17 protein-coding genes and 1 riboswitch are annotated in these 15,591 nt (G+C 40.6%); of the genes, 15 read left to right on the top strand and 2 right to left on the bottom strand.

Annotated features, from left to right (window positions below; translation table 11 throughout):
- Window positions 1–10 precede the first annotated feature (10 nt).
- The 5 genes from OHT75_RS04565 to OHT75_RS04545 all read left to right on the top strand — a co-directional run bounded on the left by OHT75_RS04565 (window position 11) and on the right by OHT75_RS04545 (window position 4,283).
- A complete protein-coding gene (locus tag OHT75_RS04565; protein ID WP_264725266.1) occupies window positions 11–1,672 on the top strand; it encodes a beta strand repeat-containing protein in 1,662 nt (553 codons plus the stop codon).
- A gap of 132 nt (window positions 1,673–1,804) precedes the next feature.
- The gene (locus OHT75_RS04560) at window positions 1,805–2,437 is read left to right on the top strand and encodes a LuxR C-terminal-related transcriptional regulator (RefSeq protein ID WP_264725265.1); all 633 of its coding nucleotides are present in this window, start codon (window positions 1,805–1,807) and stop codon (window positions 2,435–2,437) included.
- Complete coding sequence (locus OHT75_RS04555; protein ID WP_264725264.1) at window positions 2,434–3,012, top strand: curli production assembly/transport protein CsgE; 579 nt, start codon at window positions 2,434–2,436, stop codon at window positions 3,010–3,012. Before OHT75_RS04560 ends, OHT75_RS04555 begins: the two co-directional genes overlap by 4 nt.
- 12 nt (window positions 3,013–3,024) lie before the next feature.
- Entirely contained in the window at window positions 3,025–3,429 is a 405-nt protein-coding gene (locus OHT75_RS04550; protein ID WP_264725263.1) for a curli assembly protein CsgF, read from the top strand.
- A 2-nt stretch (window positions 3,430–3,431) separates the two neighbouring features.
- Window positions 3,432–4,283 (top strand): CsgG/HfaB family protein, encoded by an 852-nt coding sequence (locus tag OHT75_RS04545; protein ID WP_264725299.1) that lies wholly within the window; start codon window positions 3,432–3,434, stop codon window positions 4,281–4,283.
- 183 nt (window positions 4,284–4,466) lie between these two features.
- Here OHT75_RS04545 and OHT75_RS04540 read toward each other — a convergent pair whose 3' ends face one another.
- Window positions 4,467–6,227: a M61 family metallopeptidase gene (locus OHT75_RS04540; RefSeq protein WP_264725298.1), complete on the bottom strand. Its 1,761-nt coding sequence runs from the start codon at window positions 6,225–6,227 to the stop codon at window positions 4,467–4,469.
- 217 nt (window positions 6,228–6,444) lie between these two features.
- Between OHT75_RS04540 and hinT the strand changes: the two genes are divergently transcribed.
- The 10 genes from hinT to OHT75_RS04490 all read left to right on the top strand — a co-directional run bounded on the left by hinT (window position 6,445) and on the right by OHT75_RS04490 (window position 14,184).
- The gene (gene hinT / locus OHT75_RS04535; RefSeq protein WP_264725261.1) at window positions 6,445–6,798 is read left to right on the top strand and encodes a purine nucleoside phosphoramidase; all 354 of its coding nucleotides are present in this window, start codon (window positions 6,445–6,447) and stop codon (window positions 6,796–6,798) included.
- Window positions 6,798–7,310 carry a PaaI family thioesterase gene (locus OHT75_RS04530; protein WP_261299608.1) on the top strand — a complete coding sequence of 171 codons (513 nt, stop codon included), beginning with the start codon at window positions 6,798–6,800 and terminating at the stop codon, window positions 7,308–7,310. Before hinT ends, OHT75_RS04530 begins: the two co-directional genes overlap by 1 nt.
- Complete coding sequence (locus OHT75_RS04525) at window positions 7,303–7,779, top strand: PaaI family thioesterase (protein ID WP_264725260.1); 477 nt, start codon at window positions 7,303–7,305, stop codon at window positions 7,777–7,779. Before OHT75_RS04530 ends, OHT75_RS04525 begins: the two co-directional genes overlap by 8 nt.
- A 22-nt stretch (window positions 7,780–7,801) precedes the next feature.
- Complete coding sequence (locus tag OHT75_RS04520) at window positions 7,802–8,197, top strand: YcfL family protein (protein WP_264725259.1); 396 nt, start codon at window positions 7,802–7,804, stop codon at window positions 8,195–8,197.
- 102 nt (window positions 8,198–8,299) lie between these two features.
- Window positions 8,300–8,426, top strand: a riboswitch (TPP riboswitch).
- Window positions 8,427–8,485: 59 nt separating this feature from the next.
- Window positions 8,486–10,687, top strand: a complete 2,202-nt coding sequence (locus OHT75_RS04515) for a TonB-dependent receptor (protein ID WP_264725257.1) — start codon at window positions 8,486–8,488, stop codon at window positions 10,685–10,687.
- A gap of 79 nt (window positions 10,688–10,766) precedes the next feature.
- Complete coding sequence (locus OHT75_RS04510; RefSeq protein ID WP_264725297.1) at window positions 10,767–11,027, top strand: YkoF family thiamine/hydroxymethylpyrimidine-binding protein; 261 nt, start codon at window positions 10,767–10,769, stop codon at window positions 11,025–11,027.
- A 6-nt stretch (window positions 11,028–11,033) separates the two neighbouring features.
- Entirely contained in the window at window positions 11,034–11,702 is a 669-nt protein-coding gene (gene pnuC, locus OHT75_RS04505; RefSeq protein WP_264725256.1) for a nicotinamide riboside transporter PnuC, read from the top strand.
- Window positions 11,695–12,738, top strand: coding sequence for a phosphotransferase (locus tag OHT75_RS04500; RefSeq protein WP_264725254.1), 1,044 nt, complete (start codon window positions 11,695–11,697; stop codon window positions 12,736–12,738). The genes pnuC and OHT75_RS04500 overlap by 8 nt, the downstream gene beginning before the upstream one ends.
- A gap of 200 nt (window positions 12,739–12,938) precedes the next feature.
- Complete coding sequence (locus tag OHT75_RS04495) at window positions 12,939–13,541, top strand: HvfX family Cu-binding RiPP maturation protein (protein WP_264725253.1); 603 nt, start codon at window positions 12,939–12,941, stop codon at window positions 13,539–13,541.
- Window positions 13,542–13,635: 94 nt separating this feature from the next.
- Window positions 13,636–14,184 (top strand): NAD(P)H nitroreductase, encoded by a 549-nt coding sequence (locus tag OHT75_RS04490; RefSeq protein ID WP_264725252.1) that lies wholly within the window; start codon window positions 13,636–13,638, stop codon window positions 14,182–14,184.
- A 513-nt stretch (window positions 14,185–14,697) separates the two neighbouring features.
- Here the strand turns inward: OHT75_RS04490 and OHT75_RS04485 are convergent.
- Window positions 14,698–15,366 (bottom strand): glutathione S-transferase, encoded by a 669-nt coding sequence (locus tag OHT75_RS04485; protein ID WP_264725295.1) that lies wholly within the window; start codon window positions 15,364–15,366, stop codon window positions 14,698–14,700.
- Between the last annotated feature and the right edge of the window lie 225 nt (window positions 15,367–15,591).

The raw sequence follows: 15,591 nt of genomic DNA, 5'->3' as shown, positions 1-15,591 counted from the left end.
AAAGACAAAGATGAAACATTCTAAATTAGCGATATTAGTTTCGACAGCTCTATTTGCATCAGCGGGTGCTTATGCAAGTGATGGAAATGAAGCGGATGTTACTCAAAATGGTTCTAGCAACGTTGTAGAAGTAACCCAGTCAGTAAATAGTAATAATAACGACGCCACGGTTTCGCAAGATGGCACATCAAACGAAGCATATGTCACTCAATCTGACACTTCAGATACCCATGCATTTATCACCCAAGCAGGTGAATTAAACGAAGGTACAATTACACAGCGTAATGCGACTCAAACCGCTGTAGCCACCATTGATACCGATGGTGTAGACAACAGTGCGTTTATCGACCAAAAATTCAATAATGGTGACAACGCGGCTGCAGATATTAATCAAGTCGGTGATCGCAATGATGCAACCATTTTACAAGATAATGCAGATGCCGCTAATTCGACCATCAATCAAAATGGGTCAGATGATATCGCAGAAATTAAAAACCATTGGTCAGATTTTGCCGATGCAACCATTACTCAAAATGTAGGTGGTGGTAATAACGCATATATTGAACAGGACTCTGCAGATGCAGCTTCAGCTAGTTTGACACAAACCGGCGCTGGTAACAATGGCGATATCATACAAGCGACAGCTAATTTTGGTTATAGTGCAACAGCCGATGATACCGTGGCATCATTAACCCAAACAGGTGATGATAACCGTGGTTATATTTCTCAAACGGCAAACTCAAGCGATGCAACAGTTAGCCAAGTAGGCGACTTTAATGAAGCTGAAGTTTATCAAAGTGGTGTAAACAATACCGCTAATGTACAGCAGTCGGGTAATAGTGATGATGCATTTGTGTATCAAACTGGTCAAGATGGTAATGTTAGCGTCAACCAAAGTGGTAACACAGACAGTCTTGCAACTGTTAATCAAAGTGGTTTCAGTAATGATGCCATGATTGACCAAGAAGGAACTAACTTAACCGCAACTGTGACCCAATCTGATTATGATAACGTGGCTGATATTGACCAATCTAATTTGGGTAATACAGCGACTGTAACTCAAAGTGGTTCTGCAGTGGGATTGGGTAACCTTGCGACAGTGATGCAAAATGGTGAAAGTGATATTGCTACTGTGATTCAAACTGGTGACGATAATACTGCATATGTAGATCAAGATGACTCAAGCAATGCAAATACAATTGCTATTTCTCAGTTGGGTAACACTAACTACGCAGGTGCAGCATCTGATTTAGGCGGCGGCAATACAATTACCATTAATCAAACGGGTGATCGCAACTTTGTAGGTAATACAGCTTCAGGTTCGGCTAACTATTATGGCACAGCAATTGGTGCTGGTACGTTTGGTGCAGAAAACACTGTATTGATTACACAAACAGGTAGTGATAACAAAGCTTATGCTGACTCTGCTGATTATTCTTCAGAGGTAGATATTTCACAAACTGGTGAATTAAACAATGCGATAGCTGAATCTTGGGCAGGAACTGACAATGACATTACTATTGCACAAACGGGTACATTGCATAATGCAGATGTTTATGTAAATGGAGCAGGTAACAACACTGTTTCTATCACGCAAACGGACGCTAGTAACACTGCTAATGTCACCTCAATGGGGTTGGGAAACACTGTCACTGTATTACAAGGTATGTAGTACAAAAGTCTAACAAAGGGTGCGCAAGCACCCTTTTGGCTAATTGTGATACCGTAAAAGCATTGTTAAGCTTGCAAAGTATTGCTACTGGTTTTTTATCAATTCTTGCAAACAGAACACATGGAGTGTCAGATGTTTAAAATCGTAAATTGGATGATTGTTTCACGATCGCAGTTACTGATAGATTTACTTGATTGCCGCTGGCCACAAGAGTTTTTGGTAAAGCTTGCTAAAGCCCAGCCAAGTAACATGGTGAAAATGCTAACGGTGCAAGATAATTCGTTAGTCATATTTGATTTATCAACGATAGATCTTCAGCAAGCTTATCAACTTCAGCGCGTCATTGAACGTGAACATAATGGTATTCACACCGTTTTTATCAACTTTCCTAGGCAAATGGATGCTAAGTTTTTAGTTCATCCCGCCACGACTTCTGGCGTGTTTTATTCTGATGCGACACTTGCTGAACTGAGCAATGGATTCAATGAAATCCTCAAAGGTCGCAGTATTATTCCACAAGATTTACATCAATCTATGCTGAATCTAGACAACGAGGACGACAGTGAGCAACTCACTATACGTGAACGTGAAGTGCTACAAGCTTTATTGTCAGGCAGTACTAATTTAGATATTGCCAATCAATTGTTTGTGAGTGAGTCAACAATCAAAACCCATTTATACCGCGCATTTAGAAAAATAGGGGTATCGAGTCGTGGCCAAGCTATTGCGTGGGCACAAACTCACATTCATGAGGTTAGAGTGTGACCAACAATACCATGATTTTCGCACTAGCATGTTTATCTTTGTTAGTGATGAATAACGGGTATGCAGATGAAAAAAGCGCCAGTGAGGTCAATGTCGCTGAGTTTACCCAAGCTGAAATTGCTTCAAATCCTGATGATGTCATTCCTGAATCAAAGGCATCGATTGCTCAAGAAAATTCGCTTAAACAGTCTGTTGATAAATTGGTTGATGTTAGTGATGCTAAGCCTCAGCGTGAAACCGATTTAGTTGATGGGCTTATATTGAATCGAGCCATGACTCGATTTGGACACAGATTTTATCGAGAATTTGTCAGTGCTTATCGTGATATCAATGGTATGAGTGAACATAGCGGCTTAACCATTGTCGAGCAGGCAACCGCAAGAAGCGGCAGTAAAATTTTAGTTCTACATAATAGAAAACCTATTTTTGTTACGTTTGTGTCTCCAGCCTCACGCAACTTAGACGAACAAGCCGATATGGCAGCAAAAAGAGTGAATGTTTCTCTACTGCAATATCAACAACAAGCACAATGGAATGCATTTTCAGATCCTGATCTTGCATCCGATGAGTTTTAGCAGGGAAAGCAAATGAAAAAGTTAATCCTATCTTTGGCTATTTCAGCCTTAAGTTTACCCATTAGTGCCACAGAGTTAGTTTATACCCCCGTTAATCCGTCATTTGGTGGCAGTTATCTTAATGGCGGCTACCTTTTAGCGAATGCATCAGCTCAAAATAAGCATCAAGGTGGATCCAGTTATACTCCACCAACCGCATTGGAGCGTTTAGCTGGCTCGTTACAATCTAGACTGATGAGTCAGTTATTTAATGATGCGGCCAATGGTGGCGAAGGATATTTAAAAACCGATGATTTTGAAATTAATGTGGTAAATGAAGATGGTGCTCTTATTGTCCATATCACTGATTTGTTGTCTGGTGAGACGACAATCATTGAAGTCGGCGGCATTGTCGGCAATGGCACAGTAGGGGGTTAATGATGAAACGGATATTTGTCGGTTTGTTAATGCTTTCACTTACTGCGTGCTCATCAATTGAAAGTGAGTTTGATAATATTCAAGCGTCCACCAGTTTGATGCCAAAAGGTGAGACTTACTACGATCTAGTGAGTTTACCACCGCCACAGGGGAGCATGGTTGCTGCCGTTTATGATTTTAGAGATCAAACGGGTCAATATAAGCCTATCCCATCGAGCAACTTTTCAACCGCAGTTCCGCAAAGTGGCACGGCTTTTTTAGCTCAGGCATTAAATGACTCAAGCTGGTTTATTCCGGTTGAGCGAGAAGGGTTACAAAACCTACTGACTGAGCGCAAAATTGTCAGAGCGGGATTAAATGGTGATGCGGGGAAGCTCCCCCAATTAAATAGCGCACAGGTTTTAATGGAAGGTGGGATTGTGGCCTATGATACTAATATTAAAACAGGTGGTGCAGGTGCCAGATATTTGGGCATTGGGGCTTCAGGCCAATATCGAGTGGATAGCATTACGGTGAATTTACGGGCGGTGGATATTCGTTCAGGACGTTTACTTAGTAGTGTAACAACCACTAAATCAGTGGTGTCGATAGAAATTACCGCTGGGGTATTTAAATTTCTTGATGCTCAAGAGTTACTTGAAGCTGAAGCGGGTTACACCTCAAATGAACCTGTGAGTTTATGCATTGCCGCCGCAATAGAAAGTGCCGTAGTGCATTTAATTGCTGATGGTATTTGGAAAGGCTCTTGGAATTTGTTGGATCAATCCTCTGGTGTTAAAAATCCAACACTGCAAAAGTATTGGTTAGAGGCCCATAGTGAACAACAGGTCAGCGCACGTATAAAACAAAGTTAGCAAAATGAATTATTTTTAGATTCTTATTAACAGGCATCCACATTGGATGCCTGTTTGCTTTATTTGAGCAACTACATCTGAATGAGTAAACCTGAGCTATTTAAACTCAGCACTCAATCTTTGTTTGTTTATTTAATTTAATGTCGCTAGCTTTGTAAAGCTCGCTAAATTTTTATCTACTGCTCAACCTAACCATATTCTTGCTAGTTGTTTATCTTTTAAATTCAAGGTCACAGTGTCTTTTATAGCGGCCTGAATGATTAACTCACCTTGCATTAACTCATCGCGTCTAAACCAGTGCAGTTTAATGGTTTCACCGACCTTGTAATGCTGCAGTAATTGTTCAAATTGCCCATTAACTTGCAAGTTATCAGCGGCAATCAGTAGGTCTCCTGCACTGAGTCCAGCTTGATGGGCTGGACTGTGCTGATTAACCGAGAGCACTTTTAACCCAATTCCTTCAGATTTTACTTTTGCTCCAAAACCAATATTAAAGCCTGCTGCTTTACCACCACCGTTATCGTTAGCGCCTTCACTGCTTCTAAATTGCATTTCAACCCCGACTTTAGCCAATAATGGGGCCAAGGGAAGGTCGTTGGTGTGATATAAAAAGCTGAAAAGCTCATCACAATTGCGATTCAGCAGTGATTCAACGATGCGTTGATGACTTTGATTGTCTGTGCCGATACCGGTTAAACCATACTCTTGCCAGAGTGTGCGCATGACATCATCTAAACTTTTTTGTCCCTCGGTTTCTAACCTGATGGTTAAGTCTAGCAGCAGCGCAAATAACGCACCTTTAGTGTAATAACTGACAATGGCATTCGCAGCATTTTCATCCTGTTTATAAAATTTTGTCCAGGCATTAAAACTGGAAGACGCTAAACTTTGTTTAAAGCGCCCTTGACTGCGGTAAACCCTGGTCATGGTTTCACTGAGTAGGGTTAAATAACTGTCTTGATCTATGCAGCCACTGCGGTAAGTAATGAAATCATCAAAGTATGACGTGATCCCCTCATACGCCCATAGTTGCTCTGTATAACTTTCTTTGGATAAATCAAATGGCGTAAATTGAGCCGGTTTGATGCGTTTAACATTCCAACTGTGGAAATATTCGTGACTACAGAGTGACAAGTAAGTGCGATAACCTTTATCAACTTCACCATGCTCATTTTGGGGTAAATCGTTGCGAGAACACATTAACGCAGTAGAAGATTTATGCTCTAATCCGCCAAAGCCATTATCTAATACCGTAGTCATAAAAACGTAGCGTTCAAATGGCGCTGGGGTGTTAAAAAAGTGAATTTGATACTCGCAAATGGCTTTTAAGTCTTGCTTTAAACGGGCCATATTTGCGCGGTGCTTACCACTTAAAACGATATCATGTGGGACGCCAGCGGCGATGAATGTGTCAATGGTTAAGTCACCCATCTCAACGGGGTGGTCAATTAAATCATCGTAATTTTCAGCACTGAATTCACCAAAGCCAAATTGTTCACCAGATACTCGTGACATGCTGGTGGCTATTTTCCAGTGCGCCAATTCGCCTAATGCAGGAGGCGCAATAGTGACATGCTGTATCTCTTGCTCTAACCCTTTTGCCGCAAGAAACACCGAGCTGCCATTGAAAAAGCCATGGTTGGTGTCTAAATGAGCGGTACGAACGGATAAATCCCATGCATAAACTTGATAACGCAGGGTGATTGCCCCAGTTTGATTAGCCACCTGCCAAGTTTGTTTATCTAATTGTTCAAATGGAATGGCAAGATTGTTTTCATCAAAAAATTGAATATCTGTGATGTTTTTAGCGAAATCTCGGATCATATAACTGCCGGGAAGCCAGGCGGGTAAACTGAATATTTGATTGCTTTGGGCATTGTTTAACGTGGCTGTTATGGCGAATAAATGGGCTTTGGGATCGATGGCATGAATATGATGATGCATAGGAAATCCAGTCACTAGAAACGATAAAGAAGACATGCTGCCAAAATTGGCGCGTTTACGCAAACAAGCATGATGAAAAACCACCATTAGCGGTTATCTTTATTGAAAAATACGATAAACTTAACCCATCGGTACCTTGGTATACACACTACGGCACCTCAAATATGTATTTCAAATTGCGTTGTATAGATGCAATCATTGCAAAAAGGACAAGCAAATGGCCGAAGAAACCATTTTTAGTAAAATTATTCGTCGTGAAATTCCTGCCGATATTCTTTACCAAGACGAGTTAGTTACTGCGTTTCGGGATATCGCTCCCCAAGCTCCTACGCATATTTTGATTATCCCGAATCATTTGATTGCAACGGCGAATGATGTAAAAGCGTCAGATGAATTAGCACTGGGTAGGATGATGACGGTTGCGGCAAAATTGGCTGAAGAAGCCGGCATTGCTGAAGACGGTTATCGATTAATCATGAATTGCAATAAACATGGTGGCCAAGAGGTTTACCATATTCATTTGCATTTAGTGGGTGGTAAGCCCCTTGGTCCAATGCTGAGCCGTGGCTAATGAAAATTAATTCTGATTTTTTCCCATTAACGGAAGTTGCTACTCGATTTGTTAATCAGTTAGCACAATGTCGCCGCTTAGGATTGTCTGTACAGGAAGCGAGTGAACATCATGTATTGATCAAACTGCCTTATAGCCAAGATATTATTGGTTATCCTGATACTGGCGTGATTCATGGCGGCGTGATCACCACGTTAATTGATACCACGTGTGGTACTGCTGTAGTGTGCGCCATTTTAAAAAAATATCAGTCATTAGAAATCTCTCCCACACTCGATTTACGAGTTGATTACATGAAGCCTGCTGAGCCACATAAAGCGGTGTATGCTTTTGCTGAATGTTATCGATTATCATCAAGTGTGGCGTTTACCCGTGCCATCGCTTATCAAGATAGTATCGACGAGCCGATAGCCCATGCTGTGGGAACATTTATGCGGATCAGCCCTGAAATGGTTGGTGAAGATTTTCGACAAGCATTAATGGGTAATTTGCCAGAGGTGAAAAATGACTGAGATTAATAAGCCTTCTGAGCCTGTAGATTGTCCTTCTCTTGATGTGCAGGATGTGGTGAAAAGAGCCATTGAACTTAATGATTATAGTTACTTGCTCGCACAGGTGCCTTATTCGCAATTTATTGGTATGTCGGTAGCGCGTTTTGGGGATGAAATGGTGTTTAAGCTCCCCGCCAAAGATGACAATATTGGTAACCCAGTATTACCGGCTATTCACGGCGGCGTGATTGCTGGATTTATGGAAATGTCTGCCATTGTGCAATTAATGGTATTCATGCAAGCCAAAAAAGTGCCTAAAATAGTTGATTTTTCAATTGATTATTTACGTGCTGGTTTACATCAGGATACCTTTGCAGAGTGTAAAATCACTCGGCAAGGTCGACGTGTTGCCAATGTGAATATCAACTGTTGGCAAAATAATCGTAAGCAGTTAATTGCCACCGCTAGAGCCCACTTTTTGATTGATTGAGTCAACTGATAAAGGAATGAATATGAAACACATTAGCTATTTTATAATATTGTCCATTGGCTTATTCCTAAGCGCCTGCGCCAATCACACCTCCGGTATTTCGGCCAATTCTCAGGGTGAGGTCAGGGTAGATAACAGTACGTTTAGTCGTGAAGTCTCGGTTTCAAATATCACTTCTCGTCAGTCCGCAGATTTAATTCAGGCCGCAGCGCAAATTAATAGCTTAGTGGCCACCGATCTCCGTTTGCAATACAAGTTTACCTGGTTTGATGCCAACGGCTTTACCATAGAAGATGAAGCAACAAGCTGGAAATCGTTAAAATTGCACGGAAAACAACAAATTCAAGTCAATGCCGTTGCGCCGAATGCAACCGCTAGCCGATTTGAAGTGTATGTACGTAAAGCATTTTCCAATTAGAAATTGATTCACTCTCCAATAAAGCCTGATTATCGGGCTTTATCTTTAGTGATAAAAAAGTACGAGTTTTGTCTGTTACCTTGTTAAATTTAAGATATAATCCCTGACGCCAAGGGGTGTTTTCTGATAGTCCATCATTGACTGCAATAAGAAAACTGAGATATCGCAAGATGAACCCTTAGAACCTGATCCGGCTAATACCGGCGTAGGAATGGGCCACTTCGATGTCATGGATGTGCACTTCTTTATCGCTATCTGCCGGATCTCAAAATACATATTTGAGGTCCTATGCTCCCTGTAAACACAAAATCTTTGCTTAAATCACCATTAACATTGGCAGTTTTGTCTGCACTTTATGCTGGTAATCTTTTAGCCGCAACTGAGTCAATTGAACGTGTGGCGCCTGAATCCGAAAAAATGGAAGTGATTGTCGTTAACGCTGATTTTAGTCATGTTAGCTTAGATAAAATGCCTTCAAGCGTAACGGTTATTGATGCACAACAACTGGCAGATGAAGGCGCGCAGCATTTTGAGGATGTGTTAAATTCTATTGCCAACTTTAACTGGTCAGGTGGTAGCTCTCGTCCTAAATACTTTCAAATTCGTGGTGTGGGTGAGCAAGAGCAATACCAAGGCGCTCCTAATTCCTCTGTAGGATTCATTGTTGATGATATCGACTTGTCAGGACTTGGCATGGTGTCAAGCATGTATGATATGCAACAGGTTGAAGTGTTACGAGGCCCGCAAGGAACACAATATGGCGCTAATGCACTAGCGGGTTTGATTTACCTTAAAAGTAATGACCCCACAGACACGTTTGAACACGGCGTTAAAGTGAGTTTAGGTGATGATGACTTACAGACATTTTCGGGCTTTAGTTCAGGGCCGGTGACCGATTCGGGCAAGCTGTTATATCGTGTATCGGTAGAAAAACATGATCAAAATGGATTTAAAAATAACACTTATTTAGACCGTGATGATACAAACAAGCGGGATGAATTGAGTGCGCGTGCTAAATTACGTTGGTATGCGACTGATGATTTTCAAGCGGATTTAACCTTTATATACGCCGATTTTGACAATGGTTATGATGCCTGGACATTGGACAATAATGGCACAAACACCTTAACCGATAAGCCTGGTGTTGATAATCAAAAAACCACGGGTGCTGGACTCAAGCTATCCTATACAGGTGCGAAATATTTCGAGCTGACATCGTTAACATCATTTGCAAATACTGATCATCAACATGCTTATGATGGCGATTGGGCTAACCCTGAATATTGGGCCAGTAAGCAATGTACGGCATATGATAGTGATTGGAATGAGTCAGGCACAGAGCCATGTGTTTATGATTATATTTGGGATAAAACCGGTAAGCGCAAAACAATATCACAGGAGTTTCGTTTATCTTCAAATCAAGCTGGCCGTATTTTTAATCAATCGACCGATTGGTTAGTGGGCGTATATGCCATGAACTTAAAAGAAGATAACGACTTATATTCAGAATATAACACTTGGCCAGATGAAGTCTTACAATCTGATTACGAAGCAACAAATTACGCCGTTTTTGGTCAACTAGACACTCACTTAGGTGATGACTATTTATTATCCACAGGTTTACGATTTGAGCGCCGTGACAGTGAATATTCGGACACCAATCAAGATAACTTCAAACCCTCTGAAGATATGTGGGGCGGCCATATTGCTTTGTCAAAAGCCTTAAATGATTCCCATAATGCCTATGCAAAAGTGGCCCGTGGATATAAAGCCGGTGGGTTTAATATGACCTTGCCAGCGGAATTAGCCGATAAAAAAGAATTCGATACCGAAATCTTGTATAACTACGAAATCGGTCTTAAGTCAGTGTGGTTTGATGGCGCATTAGACAGTAATTTTGCCCTGTTCTTTATGGACAGAGAAGACCAGCAAGTGGCGGCATCATTACAAGATCCTGAAAATCCTCAGCGATTTGTATTATTTACCGAAAATGCAGGCAGCTCCAACAATTATGGTGCCGAGCTTGATATTAATTGGTACGCCACTGAAAACTTACAAGTGTATGGTAGTTTGGGCTGGTTAGAGACCGAGTATGGCGATTACCGTTATCAAGACAAATATGGTAGTACCATCGATTTATCCGGTCGTGAGTTAGCTCATTCACCTAATGTGACTTACAGCGCGGGGATAACTTATCTGGCTGACTCAGGTTGGTTTGCTAATATCAATACCAGTGGTAAAAGTGAGTTTTACTACTCAGATAGTAATGAATCTAAATCGGATCCCTATAATATTATCAATGCGCGTTTAGGTTATGAAACCCAAACTTGGTCAGCTTATCTTTGGGGCCGTAATTTGTTTGATGAAAAATATGGCGTGCGTGGCTTCTATTTTGGTAATGAGCCTGATTTAGATTGGGCTGACAAGCAGTACATTCGTTATGGTGATCCCCGTCAGGTAGGTGTGACGTTCGACTATAAGTTTATGTAATTGAATGAATGGCTTGCTGAAGTAGCAAGCCTTTTTGACACCTGTTGTGGGTGTCGTAGATGTATTTTAAGGTGTAATGATGAAATTAACTGCAGAAATAAGCATGTATCCATTTAATGAAAACTATTTGGATCCCATTAAGTGGTTTATTGGCCGGGTTGACAGCTATAGCAATATTGAACGTGTGACAAATGCCATGGCAACGCAAATATGTGGTGAATATTCTGATGTTATGTCGATGTTGGCTATTGAAATGCAGGCTGCCCATGAAAAGTGGGGCAAAGCGGTTTTTGTGTGTAAATTTATTGGTGGTGAACTTAATTTAGCCCACAGCGAGTAGCAATAAATGTCCGAAATTAGCCAGTCTATTAGCCAAATCATCAGTGAAGCGGGAGTGATGACAGCCTGGGAAGCGATTGCTGTGTTATTGGCCATTGTCTATTTAGTATTGGCTATGCGAACGAATATTTGGTGTTGGGCAGCGGCATTTATCAGCACAGCAATATACACAGTGCTTTTCTGGAAAGTTTCATTGCTAATGGAGTCTGTGCTCAATGTTTATTATATGGCAATGGCGCTTTACGGTTATTGGATGTGGATGCAGCAACCAGACAATGGAGAAGCACATCATATCGATGATAAAGGCTCACCGATCATTAGCTGGCCTGTGAGCACGCATTTTCTACTAATATCCATTACGTTACTTGTTTCTTTGGTTGTAGGGTATTTGATGGCCAATTATACCCAAGCTTCCTTCCCATATTTAGATTCAGCGACAACTTGCTTTGCGGTAATGACCACCTATCTAGTGGCCAAAAAAGTGCTGGAAAATTGGTTTTACTGGATGGTGATTAACACAGTATCTATCTATTTATATTTCAGTAAAGGACTTATGCTCACCACGGCATTGTTTGTCGTTTATGTGTTTATGGCGATAGCAGGATATTTCATGTGGCGCAAAATTTGGGTGATGGATCTTCAATCAGATGCTCAGCTTGCTCATCAGCATGGCTAGTCTCACTCCTGGGTTAAAATGTTCTGCATTAGCTGAATTACCTGCAAAGGTGATGCAGCTTTTGGTTGAGCGACTGCCTGCAGATAAATTAAGTCAGCTAAGTAAAGGTTGTAGCCATGTAGACCTGCTTTCTGCCGGTTTAAGTAATCAAAATTTTGTGCTAAAAAGCCAGACTAAGTATGGCGAACAAGCGCAAGTGTTGAGGATTAATCATGCAGAGGCAATGTGGTGTAGCCGTGTTGATGAGGTCACCAGCTGGCGAGCCGCACAGTCGATTGGTTTAGCCCCCAAATTATATTATTGTGGTGTTAATAATGAGCTTTATCTCAGTGAGTTTATCAGTGAGTCCGAACCTTGGAGTCAATTTTATTGCCAACACGGCGCTAACACGCCCCGTCGACAACAAATCAACATTGATGGTTCGACTACCGAACCGGTAAAACAATTATTAACTGTCTTACAAAGTCTTGCGACGCTTCCTTTACCGAGCAAACAGGTAAGTATGTTGCAGCAATGGCAAGAATATCAGTTACAATTAGTGACCGATAAAATACCTTCGAAGCAATGGCAATCCTGTTTGCTGCAAATTAACCAGCTAACAGATAAAGTGCTGCAGTGGTTTGATGCATTAGACAAATGTTTGATCACACCGTCGTTTTGTCATCGTGATTTATCCCCTTTCAATCTTCTTTTAAAAACTGATAAAAATGCGATAACAGCTGAAAGCCATTCAACGCTAATGTGTATTGACTTCGAGTATGCGGCAACCAGTCATCCACTTTTTGATTTAGCCTCAATATTGGCTACCCATGATTTATCTTCAATGCAATATGAATCGTTACTTGATGATTATTTTCAATGGCAAGCAGCGTTGAGTCCACCTTATCTGAATGAAAAGGCAAAACAATGTGTTGGTCATGCGATTAATTGTTATTGGTTATTTTGTGCAATGTGGGCATTAATTATGGCCAAATCTGAGCCTGAGAAATTTTTAGGTTATTTTCAGCAGTATTTTGCATTAATCGATAGCAATTAATGTTTTGCCTGTCGCTCCCCCAGTGAATGAGTTGGCAGTGTTGAAATGTTTTCCTGATATGTCAGGTCTTATTCGCTACTACTTTATAAACGTACATTTCTTCGATGATGTTAATGTTAGTCTTAAATTTAGCCAATAGACTAGATCAAATTGCATTTTGAAGTTTGTCAGTGAATAAATCATTTCATAAAGGAATTAGCATGCAAGCACTCTTTGCCATGTATCAAAATCTACTTCATAAATTGTCTTATTTAGAAGGGTTAGCACCGTTAGCGCTGCGTATTTACCTCGCGCCCGTGTTAATGCAAGCTGGCTATAACAAATTATCTTATTTTGATGACACTGTTGCTTGGTTTGGCAACCCTGATTGGGGACTGGGTTTACCTATGCCTGAAGTGATGACAGCATTAGCTGCTGGATCTGAATTTTTTGGCGGATTGTTATTATTGATAGGGCTTGCAACCCGGTTTATTGCGCTGCCGCTGATGATTACCATGCTTGTGGCGGCATTTGCGGTGCATTGGTCAAATGGTTGGTTAGCCATTGCTGATACGAGCTCGTGGTTAGCCAGTGACAAAGTGGCAGAGACTGGTGAAAAACTGGCTGCGGCCAAATCTATTTTACAACAGCATGGCAATTACGAATGGCTTACAAGTTCAGGTAATTTTGTGATTTTGAACAATGGTATCGAATTTGCGATAACCTATTTTATTATGTTGCTCGCATTACTCTTTACAGGCGGAGGTCGTTATTTTAGCCTAGATTATTATATTAATCGTTATCTGGGCCAGCTCCATCATTAAGCTGGTATTATTTGTCATCATTTTGCAAATACTCGAACAAAAACGGGGATATTTGATATGATATATCGCATTAAAAATCAATAGGATAAACACTTTGAAAGCATCTGAATTATTGTTAACTCGTCAATCTTCTCCAAGATTAGAGGCCCCTGCACCGTCAGCTGAACAACTCGAATTTATTCTTAACGCTGCAGCTAGAGTGCCTGATCATGGGGCATTAACACCTTGGGAGTTCATCATTGCTCAAGATGAGGGATTGAGTCGCTTGGCTAAGGTGTTTGTTTTTGCCGCAGAGCAATCCAATGCTGATGAAGCTTTTATCCAAAAAGCAGCAAAAATGCCATTTCGTGCACCTATGGTCATTACTGTCGTTGCCAAAACACAAGACCATCCCAAAGTGCCCGTTTTAGAGCAACATATTGCTGCAGGATGCGCGACCATGGCGATGCAACAAGCCGCCTTTTCGTTAGGTCTTGGTGCGGTTTGGCGGACAGGTGATTTTGCCTTTGATAGCAATGTACATCAACAACTAGGATTAGCAGAGCAAGATCAGATTATTGGTTTTCTGTATATAGGCACACCTTCGGTACAAGCCCCGATAAAGCCTTTGAAAGAAGGGCGTCAATTCGCCAGATTTTTATAAGCAATGTGCTCATGCTTTAATGAAAAAGGCATGAGCAATTTAATCATTGGCTTTGTGATAGTTACTCAAGGGCGTCTAACGGTAATAAGTTTTGAAAAATGTAAAACCCTAAAGGTCCCAAAAACAAACTTAACCCGCACCAAAGTCCACGTTTAAAGTTGCTGATATGCGCTTTGGACGTCATTGCGTTATAGCAAAATAGAATATGTAACAGTATGACTGCAGTGACTAAAAAAATCAGTGTTATATCCATTGTATTCATGTCATGTTTTCCTTTGCTTTGTCGCAATGACTCTTTTAAGCATAATCGATAATTGAATATCTGCTCAAATAATAAAAATCCCTCTTATTATTTAACGTCAATTAATGATTAGATTTTATTGATATTGACCATAAATTTACGTGAATTTTACAGTGTTTAAAAGTGATTTATGGATTAATCATATAAATTGATTACATTTTTTTAAATATTGTCTTTTAGGCTCCTATACGGTTTAGATTTTAATCTCGCTGTCACTTTAGATGGATTGTTGCTTTGTCATCTAGCCATAATGGGTATTTTGTCATGACCTGCTTAAATAGCTCGCTTTCAATTAACGAGTTTAACCAAACACGCACTCTGGGGTATGGGCAAGATGCGAACCAGATGCTGTCAACGCCTGCAAATTGTCTGATGAAAGGGAATATTGCGTAGTCGGCAAAAGTAGGGTGATTAGCAAATAGAAAGGCATCTTGACTGAGTTGTTGTTCAAGGCTAGCGAGAAATAGCTCCGCCTGTTGTCGATAGGCGAGTTGGGACATTTCTGGATGCCTATCGGCATATTTATACTTATCTAACCAAGGTTTAAATACAACATCGTTTTGTTGAATCAGTGTTTTAGCGTCTATTGAATCGAGACTTTCAATCAAAGTGTGGTATTGCGCGTTAAGTAAATATGGGCCGTTTGATTGTGGGAACTGTTTTAATGCAAATTGGAATATATCTAAGCTTTCTGCGATCACTTGCTCTTCATAAACCAATACCGGCACTGTGCCTTTAGGTGAAATGGCAAGCATTTCAGCTGGTTTATTTTTTAAAATGATTTCCCTCACTTCTGGGTTTAGATGGCTCAAGTGCAAGCTTATTCTAGCTCTCATAGCATAGGGGCAGCGACGAAAAGAGTATAAATAATTCATGATTATGGCCTGTAATATCTGCAGTGATTGAATGATGGATAAACTTTGCCTGAAGTATCATGCCATTAAAGAAAAAAACGGGGCGATAAACTCAATATACAAAGCCATATATATCAGTAAAGTGGAGATGATTTTACCGTAAAAATCATTCGGATTGATAAAAAAGGGTATTTTAAAACCCCATTGAGAGATTAAAAACTGTTATTTGGGTGTGATTTAGTTATAATTTCG

It is taken from the genome of Shewanella subflava (assembly GCF_025971955.1).
Classification (GTDB): Bacteria; Pseudomonadota; Gammaproteobacteria; order Enterobacterales; family Shewanellaceae; genus Shewanella; species Shewanella subflava.
This window is presented reverse-complemented; position numbering and strand designations above follow the sequence as displayed.

What these genes read in the sequence shown, in the direction of transcription:
- OHT75_RS04550 (WP_264725263.1), top strand. Translation starts at nt 3,025, where the DNA reads ATGAAAAAGTTAATCCTATCTTTGGCTATTTCAGCCTTAAGTTTACCC.
- OHT75_RS04540 (WP_264725298.1), bottom strand. Translation starts at nt 6,227, where the DNA reads ATGCATCATCATATTCATGCCATCGATCCCAAAGCCCATTTATTCGCC.
- OHT75_RS04560 (WP_264725265.1), top strand. Translation starts at nt 1,805, where the DNA reads ATGTTTAAAATCGTAAATTGGATGATTGTTTCACGATCGCAGTTACTG.
- OHT75_RS04495 (WP_264725253.1), top strand. Translation starts at nt 12,939, where the DNA reads ATGCAAGCACTCTTTGCCATGTATCAAAATCTACTTCATAAATTGTCT.
- hinT (WP_264725261.1), top strand. Translation starts at nt 6,445, where the DNA reads ATGGCCGAAGAAACCATTTTTAGTAAAATTATTCGTCGTGAAATTCCT.
- OHT75_RS04515 (WP_264725257.1), top strand. Translation starts at nt 8,486, where the DNA reads ATGCTCCCTGTAAACACAAAATCTTTGCTTAAATCACCATTAACATTG.
- OHT75_RS04520 (WP_264725259.1), top strand. Translation starts at nt 7,802, where the DNA reads ATGAAACACATTAGCTATTTTATAATATTGTCCATTGGCTTATTCCTA.
- OHT75_RS04565 (WP_264725266.1), top strand. Translation starts at nt 11, where the DNA reads ATGAAACATTCTAAATTAGCGATATTAGTTTCGACAGCTCTATTTGCA.
- OHT75_RS04510 (WP_264725297.1), top strand. Translation starts at nt 10,767, where the DNA reads ATGAAATTAACTGCAGAAATAAGCATGTATCCATTTAATGAAAACTAT.
- OHT75_RS04500 (WP_264725254.1), top strand. Translation starts at nt 11,695, where the DNA reads ATGGCTAGTCTCACTCCTGGGTTAAAATGTTCTGCATTAGCTGAATTA.
- OHT75_RS04530 (WP_261299608.1), top strand. Translation starts at nt 6,798, where the DNA reads ATGAAAATTAATTCTGATTTTTTCCCATTAACGGAAGTTGCTACTCGA.
- OHT75_RS04545 (WP_264725299.1), top strand. Translation starts at nt 3,432, where the DNA reads ATGAAACGGATATTTGTCGGTTTGTTAATGCTTTCACTTACTGCGTGC.
- OHT75_RS04525 (WP_264725260.1), top strand. Translation starts at nt 7,303, where the DNA reads ATGACTGAGATTAATAAGCCTTCTGAGCCTGTAGATTGTCCTTCTCTT.
- pnuC (WP_264725256.1), top strand. Translation starts at nt 11,034, where the DNA reads ATGTCCGAAATTAGCCAGTCTATTAGCCAAATCATCAGTGAAGCGGGA.